We start from the raw sequence: 12,989 nt of genomic DNA on the forward strand, positions 1-12,989 counted from the left end.
GTGCCGTTCGAGCTGTTTCCATCGTGGGTGTACGAGCCCACCACGCTCCAGGAATACCCGAAGGGTGACGGTCCGGGGCTGGCGGACTTCGGTGGCGTGCTCCATGACCAGGCGCGCCAACTGCACGAGTCGGTGTACCCGGACATCGAGTCGTCGCTGGACCGGGTGCCGCAGTACTACACGGGTACCGCTGCGGCCGCGTTCACCGATGCCGCGCGTCCGATGCTGTCCGGGGACAGCTCGATTCCGGCCCTGGCTGACGGACTGCATGCTGCGGGGACCGTGACCAAGGCGAGCGGCAAGCAGATGAGCAGCACGCAGTGGCAGATGGATTTCATCGCCACGCAGACTCTCGGAAGCCTTATCCGAGCCACGTGGGCGCTGTCGACGACCCCGTGGGGCAACGCCGCGCGCCCGTTGGTGATGGCTGCCATCGAAGCGGAAGGGCTCGCCCTGGCCCGCGAAGCCGGCATGGAACTGGGTGGGCGACTGGAGATACTGGCTACCCAGATGGGCGAACGGCGCCTGGTCGAAATACTGCTGAAGCGCTTTGCGATAAGCGCCTTCACCGAGGGCCTCAAGGGGATGGGGCTCAACGCCGCGATCCAGTTGGCGGGCAACGCCGATCACTCCCAGCACGGCTTCGACCTGGGCGAGATGCTCGGCGAGGGCCTGACGTGGGCCGGAGCGGGCGCGGCGCGGCCGTTCGTCGAGATCGGAATGCCCGCCGTGCTGAAGGCGCTGGGCCGCGAACTGTCCGGTGGGCTGGAGCACGTCGCCGAGATCGGCGTCGGGACCCTGGCGACCTCGGGTGCCATGTGGGTGTCCGGTATCGGGGGCCAGGCGCTGCAACAGTTTGTCGACACCGGTCGCGTGAACTGGTCGCAGATCGATTACTCGTTCAGTCCGACCAACCTGGCGTTGACCGCGGGCATGGAGACGGTCGGCCATGGGACCAAGTGGCTTGTCGGCAATAGTGACCGTGTCAGCCGCGCGGCATATCTTCGTCAGCTGGTCGATGCCTCGAATCTTCGAAAAGCCGCCGACCCGGCCGACACAGCGACATACAACCGGCTCACGGACAACTACAACAATCTCTGGAAGCAGGGCGTCGACACCGGCTGGATCCGGCAGCAGGGTGCCGGCAGTGGTGCGACACCGTCCGACGGCTCGGCAGCGGCCGGCGCGGTTGCCGTACCCATGGGCGGTTCGGTGCGCGCGAACGCTGCGCCGAGTGACGCCGAGGGCGGCGGACCGAAACCGCCCGCGACGCCCGCCCCCGAGGCGGCAAGCCCACCACCGAAGGGGGGGGTGCCGACCGCGCCATCGGAAGGGGCGAAGGCGGAAGCCGGTGTACCGTCGCCGCCCGCAGGTGGCGGTGGCACCCCCCAGGAGGGAGCCGGAGTTGGCCAAGGTCGCGGCGGCGCTGCGGGTTCGGGCCAGGCCCCGCAAGGCAAGGTGCTCCCGACCGATGGCTCGGCTGCCTCGGTGGGCCGCGCCGGTGCGGGAGGAAACGCCGGAGCGGCGGGCACACCGGAGGTCGCCGCCGGTACCAAGAAGGACGCGGCACCTGCCGGCGCTCCCGGCACTCAGGAAGGCACGGTCGGCATACCGGCATCGGGCGCCGGTGCCCCTCCGCCTCCCGCAGGCGCCCCGAGGGCCGAGCCGGTCCTCGAGGGTGCCGGCGAGGCCACACCTCCCGGCGGCGCGGCCAACCACACCGGTGGCGGGGTTCCACAAACCGGTGGTGAGGGTCTCCAGACTGGCGGCGGGGTTGGACACACTGGCGGCGAGGTCTCGCATACCGGCGGCGACGGTCTGCACACCGGTGGCGAGGCTTCGCACACGGGCGACGAGGCCACCGGGGGCGCTGTCCCACTGATTTCGCACGACCGCTCGAGCGACGAGAACGATCTGGGTCGTGCCGGCGCCGCCGATTCGGGTGCGCGCGAGCATCCAGAGCCACTGCAGGTGGGGAAGGAGACCACAGCGGCCGACGTTGCGGAGCCCGGTCCGGCCGCCACGGATGAACACGCCACCCACACCGCGGAGGGCGGCGCGTCCACGAAGGCCGCCGACGGGCGTGCCGAGCAACCCGCCGGCCGGGCACCCGAGATGGACCCGAAGGAGGCGAAGCAGCGGGCACAGCTGTCGCAGGAGGCATCCGAGTCGGACCCGCGGGTGCGCGCGGCCCAGGGCAAGGTCGATGGGGCACAGGAGAATCTGGAGCGCAGGCAGGCAGCGCTCGAGTCGGCAACTGAGCGGCGTGACCAGCAGAAGCCGGGAGTGGAGACACGCGTACTGACCGGGGATCCGCGCGTGCGGGAGTTGCGGATCGCGGTCCAGAAGGCAAAGGCCCGGCTCGCACAGGAGATGTCGCCCTCGACCGATGAGGCTCGGCGGCAACGCATTCGGTCCGAGCTGTTCGGCGAGGAGCCGAAACGGGTCGGCGCGGAGGAGGCGGCCCGGCGCGCGCAGGCAGTGGATGCGAGGGTCGCGGAGGAACTGGCGCCGTTCCGAGAAGCGGTCGAGCGCGCCGAGGCCGAATACCGCACCACGGTCGAGAACGAGATCGCCAGGCGCGAGGCCGAATTGGACCACGCCGTGGCGCGGGCGCAGAAGGCGGTGGAGGACGCGCACGCCGAGCTCGAGCGCGCCGAGGCCGTCCATGAGGAGGTGCTGCGAACCGCGGTGCAGGAGCGCTACGACCGCGAGGATCCTGTCGTCCAGGGTGCGCGAGCGGCTCTCGAGCAGGCGCGGTCGGCCCATCAGGCGGCGGTGAACGAGGCCGTCGGGGAGCACGTGGACACCCTGCGCCGCCAGGCCGAGGCCGAGCATGAGCCGTTCGACCCGATGCTGGCCGAGATGCAGGCGCAGGCGCACGCCACGGACGACCCCCGGGTGACGCAGGCGCGCCAGGCGATGGCCGACGCCGAGGCGGCCTTGTCCAGGGCGGAAACAAGGGATGGCGGTTCCGCGGCGCATCCGGACGGGACCGAGCCGGGCGCCGAAGCGGGCAAGGGGCACGCCGCCGATGATCCGTCGAAGCGGGCGCGCACCGGTCCCGAGCGCCGCGAACCCAAGCGGTCGTTGCCCGAACGCTTGGTGCAGCGGCTGGAAGGGCTGTTCGATCGCGAAGCGCGCGTGGCAGCCCACCAGGACAATGCCGAGCATGCGCTCGAAAAACTTCGCGAATTCAGTGAGTCCCAAAGGAATTCGACCGCAGATCCAGGTGCCCGCGACACCCATCTGTATCGGCGGGCTGCGATCCGCGTGCTGCGCTACTACAAGGCGCAGCGGGCGGCGATGCGGGAGCTGTCCGGCGACGACCTGGCGGAAATGCAGCGGCACGGTGACGAGCTGACCGCCCTGCTATCGATCCTGGAATCGGTCCGCCGGGCGACCGGCGGCGATGCGAGCGGCGGCGGCAAGGTGATGCGGTGGAACCAGGTTTGGGCGATGCTGGGCGGGCGCGACGGTGTGATGGCGCAGATGAGTACCGCGCAGGGCAAAACCATGGTGGCCCTCGGACTGTCGCTGTGGGTGTCCGCCCGCGAAGGCACCGTTCAGGTGATCACGACCACTGAGACGCTCGCCAACCGAGCGCTCAAGGAGTACTACGTCGCGGCGGGATCACTGCTGGGATACCGGATCGAGCGATGGGATCCGCACGGCACCTTCGAGGATGCGGGCCGTCCGGCTGACGAAACCTATGTGCCGACGATTCTTCTGCTCACCGATGACGAAAACAAGACGAGCAGATTGTACGGGAATGATCCGCAAGGGCGTTTTGCGATCATCGATGAGGGGGACCGGGTCCTCGTCGATCAGGACACACCGCACTACCTGCGTCAGGGTGGGATCCAGGAAATGGGCGAGCCCGAGAAGGCCCTATGGAAGGATATGCGGGAATTCCTGGTCGAGCAGAAAAATTCGGGAACTCTGACCGATAAGGACTTCGGTGTCACCCGTCGCGTGTTCGGCATGCCCGGGGGCAGGCTGGGCGGCCATCCGAAGGTGGACGGTAATGTCGTCGCCAAGGCGGAGAAGCTGTGGGCGGAGCGACTCGAAGAACCTGGCCGGAAATTCACCGCTGACGAGAAGAAGATATTCACCCGGACCGTCGAGGCCGAATACATGATCGAAAACCGCAATTACGCGGTGCATGTCGACGCGAACGGCAAGAAGGTGATCGTGTTGGGGGATGTCGACGGCAAGCCGATGCGTGATGCCAAGCAGTCGTCGCAAAGCGAGTGGCAAGACGGCCTCCAGCAGGCGGTTCAGGCCAAGCACGATGCGCACATGACCGCCATCGGCGGTTCCGAGGATGCGGCGGTGATCACGAACGACGAATGCTACCGCGACGAGAACTACGACACGATATTCGTCATGTCGGGGACGCTGCTGGGCAAATCGGCCGAGGAGATCAGGCAACGTTTCTCGGTACACGGCCTGATGGAGGTCAGAGACTATTTCAAGTCCAGGCTGAAGATCGGAAAACAGGTCTGGCATACGGATGAACAAATGTACGCCGATGGCGTAGACCGAGTTGCGGCCGAAAATGGGAAGCAACGCCCGGTGCTGGTGATCAATCCTTACAACGACATGGTCGAGACCTTTACCGACATGCTGACCGAGAAGGGAATCGCGGTCCACAGCAGCATCGACATGGGCTGGTTCCTCGAACATGAGGATATGGAATGGGTGCAGTCGCCCGAGAACCGCGAGTGGTTCGATCCGGTCGAGCACGGCGACCTGGTGCGGGCCGGAGACGCCAACGCGCTGGCGGAAATACATCTGATCCACATTCAGGAGCAAGCCGGGCAACTCGGCATGATGACGGTGGCGACGGGACTGCTGGGTCGTGGCGCCGATATCCCGATCAGTGACGCGGTGCGCAAACTGGGCGGACTCTATGTCCTGGTCATGGGGCATGATCCCGACGCGCCCTCCGAGAACATCCAGCGCCCGGCGCGCGCCGGGCGCAATGGCGACCCGGGCGACGCCTTCATCGTCGATTCGCTGAACAACCCGCTGTACACGGGCGCGCAGGATCCCGCTGTCGCGGTCGCGACCATCCATTACGCCAAGGCCGCCGATGACGCCGTGACAGCTGTCGCCGAGAACGACGCCGCACAGGCCAGGCACGACGCCGCCACCGCGTCGGCCGCCGAGGCGCCCGCGGATCCCGCCGCCGCGGCCGAACAGCACGCGGCCGGGTTGGAGGTGCAAGCGACGCGGCACAACGCAGCCGCGGCCGACGCGCGCGCCGCCGCCGCGCAGGACGAGATGATCAGGAAGGCCGAAAAGGCGGCCGAGGAACAGGCGAGCGTCGCCCGGAAGTTCCGCCGTGACACACAGGTTCACGCGCCGCCCGTGGCTGCCGCATCCGCCGCGGCGAACCCGGGTACCGGATCCGAGCAGGCGGCGCCGACGGCCACGCTAGATCCGCTGCAGCGTGCCGCTGAGGCCGGGACGTCGTCCGGCAGCGCACCTTCCGGCCGGACCCACGCCGGCACCGGTGACCGGACCACAGACCGACAGTTGACCGATCCCGGCGGCGGGGTGAGCCGAGCCAGGGGCGATTCGACCGATCAGGATCGCGCCGAAGAGTTCTACGCCAGTGTCGCCGATTATGCCGATCCCAGCGAGACGGCTGGACTGTCCGAGACGGAAAGGCGACAGCGAGAGGCGTTTCTCGGCACGGTCAGCGAGGCGTACCTGCAGGTGCAGGACGGCAGCGCAGCCGACTATGCCGCGCTGGCGGCGCTGGAGGCCCAAGCCCAACAGGACGGCTGGTATGTACCGGTCGCAGATCAGCGCACACCCGCCGCGAACATCGATGAGACGGTTTCGCCTCTCGCGCAAGCACCGGTAGCGGTCCCGGCCGCCGCCGACCAGGCCACCGACCCGACCCCCGAGCTGGTGGCGTCGTCACAGCCGGCGGAGTCTGCGGAGTCGAAGAAGCAGGCTCGCGCCGCGCAGACCGTCTCGTCGGCCGACGCCGTGTTCAATACCCGATTCGCCGCCACTGTCGTCGAGCTGATGCAAATCCTCTTCACACAGAACGGCGATACGGCCGTCACCGAGGTCGTGGCCCGGCAATTCGGCCTGCTCAACCAGCTACGCCAGGCCCGTCCCGGCGGACCCGGCCTGCTGCTCGGCTATGCCGTGGCCTCGATGGCCTGGACCCGCGCGTGGAACCGCCTGCAAGCCGTCGCCGCCGATCTCGATGCCCGGGCCGCCGAGCACCGCGAGCAGGAGGATCGGGCGTCCTCTGATGGCACCGAATCCAGCTCGCCCCCGCCGTTTGCGCAACTCGCCGCCCGGATGATCACTCCGGAGGGCTTCGCCGCCATCGTCGACTCCAACGATGTGACCAACGAGGAGGCCGGCCTGATGCTGGCCGCGGCCTCCGAATTGTGGTCGGCGGCTGCGGCTTTGCGGTGCGCCGAGGAGCTGCTCATCGCGCTGGGCGTCGTCGAACCCGCCCGGTCGACGGCCGAGGGGCCGACTGACGATGCGCAGGCGCGTGCCGCGACGCCCACGGCTGTTCTGCCGCAAACCGGCCCGGCTGCGCCACCGTTGACGAACGCCGCCCCGCCGTTGACGAACCTTGACCCATCCCAGACCGGTTACCTCGCTGCGGTTCATCCCCTGACCAGCGCGGCGGATGGCACATCGCAGTTCGGGTCCGGCGGCGCCGAAAACAGACCGCTGGCACTGGCGGGAATTCAGCCCGGGGAGTTCTGGGATACGTCCGATCTCGCCGCCGACGGATCGCCGCCTTTCTCCGGCGCCGACGAGCCGGTCGGCGATTCCTCCGGCGTTCGATCTGCGAGTGGCCGGGGCCGCCTCGATATCGAGGCGCTGCCCGATCCACCTGCGACGCCTACCGGGTCGCAGGTCACTGGGCTGGTAGTAGGTGGGGAGCTGCTCGACGGTGTCCTTTCGCTGCGTGCGGTAACGCAGCGTGGAGGTTCAATGATGCGGCTGGCGGACAACGCCGGACGGCCGGGAAATCTCCAGGTGGAGATCGAGCTCGGTGATGTCACGGTCACATGCCGGGTCAGCTTCTACCGCCATGAGAATGGGCGAGTCGACGTCTATGTCAGCTATGCGGATCCGCCCGTCGACAACCCGGCATTCGCCGCCCTTCCCGGGATGATCACCGCGGCTTTCGGCGCCGCCGAAGAATTCGCTGGAATGCAGGTATACATCGCGCAGACTTTCGTATTCGGTCCGGCGCTCTTCGAGATCGGTTACGCGGTCGATCGAGCAGGGAAAATCTGGACCACCGGTTGGCAGCCACCGCAACTGGCCGATCCGGGCACTTTTGTCGAACTGCTTCGTGATGGAGGCTGGCGGGCGATCGGTCGCGCCGCGCTGTACCCGGTCGCCGATCCAGCCGTGCTGGTCACGGAGTTGACCCGGCTTCGTGAGGTTCTCGAGGTCGTCGCCGATGGCCAGGAGCTGGCGAACCATCCTGTGCTGGCGCATTACGCAGATGTCGTGCGTACCACGCTGGCGGGCAGACCCGATGCGGATCGGCTCTTCGAGAAGGCCTTCGGTGCCGCCGTTGCCGGGTTGCGCGCCGGCGAGTTCTTCGGTCTCGACGTCGAGCGGTGGTTCGGGGATATCGCGGTACTGGTCTCGGCCGGAGACGACGTGGACGACGACGGTCATGTCGGCGAGGCCCTCCGCAATTACCGAGCCGCGACCGCCGATGTGGCGGTTCTCGAGGATATGGCCGCCCGGACACAACAGATCTGCGGCCCACTGCTGGCCGGTCACCGAAATTCCTTCGACGAAATCCTCGCAGATATCGGGCAATCCGGCCGGATCAGCGCGGAGGTCATCGCCTCGCTCGCGGAGATCGGCCACCGATTCGACCTCGACGGTATGACCGCCGCGGTGGCCGAGCTCCGTCAGGACCCCGCGACGGCCGATATCGAGTATCGCTTCGACGAGTTGTTGGACGATGTCGCGCATGGCTGGCGGCTGAACTTCCTGCTGGAGGACGTGCTGCTCGGTCTGCGTGCGCGCGGCCGGCTCCGGCAGGATCGTCCGGGCTGGGACTACGCCTTCGCCAAGCAGGTCGAACTCATTCAACGCGACCTGCAGCTGCTACGAGGGGTGCAAGAGGGGACACTGGCGCCGTCGAACGCGGTGAGCCGGTCCGATCTTGCGCGGAGGATCCAGTTGCTTGCCGCGGACACATCGCGCGCGAGCTTGCGCACGGAGATCAAACGCCGTCGCAAAGAAGTGGTCGCCCTGTACCGCGCCCTGGAAGGGGTCGCCGGCAAGACCTACCGCGCCGGCCGCAAGATTGCGCCGGCCGACCCGGTAGCGCGCGACAGGAAACGGGCGATTATCGAGGGGCTGGCCGAGCGTGGCGTCTATTTGGACGGGTTCCTGAACCCGGACGTGCCCGTGTGGCTCGTCGAATCCGTGGAAATCGCGGTCAGGATTGTCCTGCAGCAGATTCCCCGTCTGCCGGTGACGCGCATCCGGGTCGGCGACCTGGCGAAGTCGGCACTGGCGGACACGCGGCGGATCTTCCGTCACGACGGATCGATCGACGGCATCGTCACCATCCATTCCGACTGGTACACGCAGCCGGAAAGGACCGCACAGCGCTACCTCCGCAGGGCCGAATCGGGGCGTTACCGCGAGACCTTCGTGGATCCGTTGGTCGCGGTGGTCGTCCATGAGCTGGGTCATCTGGCGAGTGGTCGTTCCGGCCGCAGCGATGTGAATGCCTCCGAGGCATCCGACGACGCCGAAGCAATCCACACCGAACGGTTGATCACCAATGCCGCCGCGCGAGTGCCGCCGCGACTGCGAGCCACCGCTGCGGTCCTTGGTGCCGCCGGAGTAATCACGAGCGAAACGGAGTGGCGGGCAGCGGATTCCGGATACAGCAACGAGCACGCCGAGGAGGCCATCGGCGAGAGCTTCACGTACATATCCGCGCGCGGACGCGACTGGACATCGCCACAGGACGCACGGTACCGGGCCATGTTCGGGCTGCCCGTGCTGACCAAGGCCGAGGCCGATATGTACAAGCTCGCAATCGGTCTCGGCATCGCGCACCCGGATCGGATCAGCTCGTCCGACTGGGAGCGGGTGCTCGAGGACATGCGGTCCGAGCACGACGACCCCGATGCCGTTGCGGACCTGAATCGCCGGGTGGACGCGCTCAGGCCCCGGATGCTTCGGGCGGAATCGATTCTGGCCGACTACGGCGTGATCGATGCGGAAGCGCGGAACAAGGAGAACGAGGGAATATCGAAGTACGGGCAGCAGCTCGCGATCGATCAGAAACGGGCCATCGCCCGCAAGATCCGCACCGAGGAGCCCGAGACCGCAGAGTTGCGGGCGACGTACGAGTACATCAGCGGAAAATATGATCTCGATGAGCTCGAGCGTGGCGGCACCCGATTCGACGATGACAATCACGTCGTGCTCTACCGGGGCGGCCCGCGCCCGACGATGATCGTGGTTGCGTCGGAAGACCGCCAGCGCGAAGCGTATGCAGAATTTCTGCGCACGCATCCACAGGTGCAGGCCGAATTGCTGGAGACCGGATACGATGTCGAATTCTTCGAGGCGTTCGGCCCTGGTGCGCCGCTGGGCCTGCGATACATGCTCCATCCGGAGGGCACCGAAAGCGTTGCGCCCGCGGGACAAACGCCCGGTACCACGCCGGCGGAAGGCGTCCTCGCGGACGGGGATGCGTCCTCCCATGAGCAGCCGACAGCGCGTGCAGCTGTGGCGGACGCACCCGGCCCTGCTGCGGCAACGGGTGTGCTGGCGATCGACCCGGATGAGTATCCGGGCCTGGCCTTCTCGACGCCCGATCTCTCGGACGCGGAACGGCAATCAGCCCAACAACAATCACCCCAGCACGATGGGGATGCCGAGCAGTCGAGCACGGGCGGTGCGACGGGTCGATACCAGGCGTCCGCGCCGCAGGCGGGGAGTGCTCCGGCGGTGCCGTCCTTCCACGCCCGGGTGCATAGGGCGCTATCGTTCGGCGAACCGCGGGTGACGGTGCTCAGCGAGTCGGGTGACGTCCGGGTGGAGTTGGCCGAGTTCCCCGATGGCAGTACATACATCCGGGACGCGACCGACACTGTGGATCTGACGGGCGCGCAGCTGGCGAGCCTTGTCGAGCGAGCGGCCGTGACTGCGGTCGAGGAGCTGGTCAAGGAGATGTTGCCCAACGCCGATCCGGAACTTGTGCGGTGGGCAGAGGCCGGGCGAGCAATGGGCGAGACCGCTGTCGACACCGAGCTGGTGGGCGTTGCGCCTTGGCGTTACAAGAACCCGAGCAACTTCGGTGGTATGTGTCTATACCGGGACATGGACGAGGCGCAATACCGCCGTACGAGGGCGGATCCGCCCGATCCCGGCTCGCCTGCCGGATTGCTGCGCGGCCTGGTGGAGGTCGTGATCGGAGCGGCCGACAGCCCCTACACCGCGCGGTTCCGGGCAGAGACTTCGCAGTGGCTGGACCATGATGTGCCGCGTCGGATCGTGGCCGCGGTGTGGCGGCACGTGGCGGTGTTACACGGGCGGTTCGAAGGCTGGGGCTTGTCGGACAGCGAATACGAGCGCCTCATGGACAATTTCCGGCAGCTCGATCTGCATGCCCCGCGAACCCCGGAGCAGGAGCTGGCGGAGACGCATTTCATCGCCGACCCCCTGGAACGGGATCGGCGCGTCGCGGCACTGATTCAGCAGTACCCGCAGCTCGAGCAGCCGGCCGAAACCCGGCTCGACGCCGAGGTCACCGCTGCGCTCGGCCGGGAGTTCGACGGTATACACGCGGCGGTGGACCGGTTGGAGCGCGCAGAGGGCCGAACATACTCCCCGCCGGACCCGGCCGAACGGGAACGATTCATCGCCGATCCCCGAGAACGGGGACGCATGCTCGCGGATCTCGCGCGCCGCCATCCCCACCTGGCCGCCGAGGCCAAAGCCATCCTGGTCCGGGAATTCCTCGGCAACCTTCCGCGGCAGGACCAGGACTTGATCATTACCGGCCACGATCACCCCGATGTCGGTGTCGATGCGGTCCGCGACGCGCTGCGTGGTTTGGCCACAGCGCTCGCCCTGGCTCCCGACCTGGTGGACCATCCGCTCGAGCTGCAATTCGGGTACCCGACAGGTCTCGAGGCATTCGGTGAGGCCATGCCGTTCATGGGTGGCCGGTACCGGATAGTACTCAGCCGCTGGTTTGCGGCCCGCCCGGACAAGCTGGCCCAGGAGCATCAGAACAACGCGACAACCGGTCATTCCGGATACGGCACCGGGCAAACGTTCTACGACACGGTCGTACACGAGGCCCTCCACGTGCGCGACAATATTGTCGGCGAACGTTCGGGCGTTCTCGGCGGTCTGAGCAACGGCCTGGAGGCTGCGCTGATCGCCGTGCACGCGGAGGTGGAAAAGCGCACCGGGATCTCGCGCGTGGACTGGTTCTCGCTCCTGCCTGGATACTGCTTCATCGCCGTAAGGGATCCCAAGACCGGCAAGCACATCACCGTACTCAATGCGGTCGAGGCGCTGGCACAGGGCGGCCAAGAGGGGGAAATCCGCGGCGCAATGGTGGGCACGCCGCTGTGGGCAATCCGCGAATACGCCACCACCGGGCAGGTCCCTCCTATTCCCGAGAACGTGCCGATTCATTTGCCGCCACACCCACTGGATGCTCAGGTGATCGGCTCGGTCGCTCACGTCGCGAAGGTGCTGCGCGACTCCTACGGCCGCGACGTCCTGGATGCTCAGTCTGTCGGCGGTGTCACGACGCTGCGCGCGCTGGTGGCGGCCGCCTCCGCAGCGACAGATGTCAAGTCGACTCGCCTGGAGAATGCCGCCGGCCGACTTCTGGACTTGGGCCATGGCTCATCCGCCGTGATCGCTGATGTGAGCTATACCGACGGCCGGGCCGGCTTCCAGGCCGCGATCTATGTCATGAAGAACATCCGTGGCGAGATCTACGTTCAGCGGGAATCCGGTGAGCTACAAGAACTGCTCAGCGCGGAGTCGTTCGTCCGGCCGGGCGAGCTGCTGAGGGCGCGCGAGGGTGTCTACCAGACCCATTCGATCCTCTATGACTCCGAGGGCAATATCGTCCCGGGACAGCGTTATGCGATACCCAGTCCTGTTCCGCTGAAACAGGTCCGGATACCTCGCAGCGCCCCGAGTAACGATGACGCGGGCGAACTCCCGGATCCGTCGCGCTCCGATGCCGTTTCTGCCAGTTTCTCCCCCGGTATGTCGGAGCAGCAGATTCGTTCGGACCTGGCGCGGCTGCTGGGCGAGGGGGAGCTGGCTGACGCGGTGGATGTCGCTGCCCTGCTGGTGAACTACGGCCTGGGAGTGGCGGGAGGAGATGGCGTCCGGCTGTCGTTGACGAGGACTTCGAGTGAGTCCGGATCCGTGGTTCGTGGGTCGCTGGAGGGAATTCGGGTGGCCGAGCCACGGGGAGTTCTTGTGGACAATTGGGGTGGCGAGCTATTCGGCGAGTTCGCTTGGGTCGAATCGGCGGCCGGCGCCGGTCCGTCGTGGTCGGTACGGCTTCATGGAGATCGCAAGGGCATCCGCGACGCGACTGCACCATTGTTCGACCAATTGGCCGGCCTGACAGCGGGTTTCGATGCGGATCCAGTGAGGTCGGTGCTGATCGACGCACTCGGAATGGTCCCTCGGAGTCGGTTCGGCCGGCGGCGAGCGGGAACGCTCGCTGTTGCGGCGGGGGACGGGCGGTTGCGTGTGAGTGTGCAAGCAGGCGTTCTACCGGCGGAGTCGATGCCGGTCGGCTACGTGCTGTTCGATCAGACCATCGAATCCGGTTCCGAGGAGCCCCATCCGCCAACCTCCGGTCCGAGCGGACTCGCCGGCCGCGATGCGGGGACCGCCCCTGACGAATTTCGGAACGGTAATGCCGCATCGATCGGTCCGGCCCACGGCGCAGAGCC

At 67.3% G+C, this 12,989-nt stretch carries 1 protein-coding gene (running past one end of the window); it reads left to right on the forward strand.

Going from position 1 to position 12,989, the window contains the following annotated elements:
* Positions 1-12,989, forward strand: partial view of a LuxR C-terminal-related transcriptional regulator gene (locus ABH933_RS03595; protein ID WP_429415160.1) — the 5' end (the start) only. It continues 30,178 nt past the right edge of the window; only the first 12,989 of its 43,167 coding nucleotides appear in the window; the start codon lies at positions 1-3; its stop codon lies beyond the right edge, outside the window.

Source organism: Nocardia sp. GP40 (assembly GCF_050434125.1).
Lineage (GTDB): Bacteria > Actinomycetota > Actinomycetes > Mycobacteriales > Mycobacteriaceae > Nocardia > Nocardia albiluteola.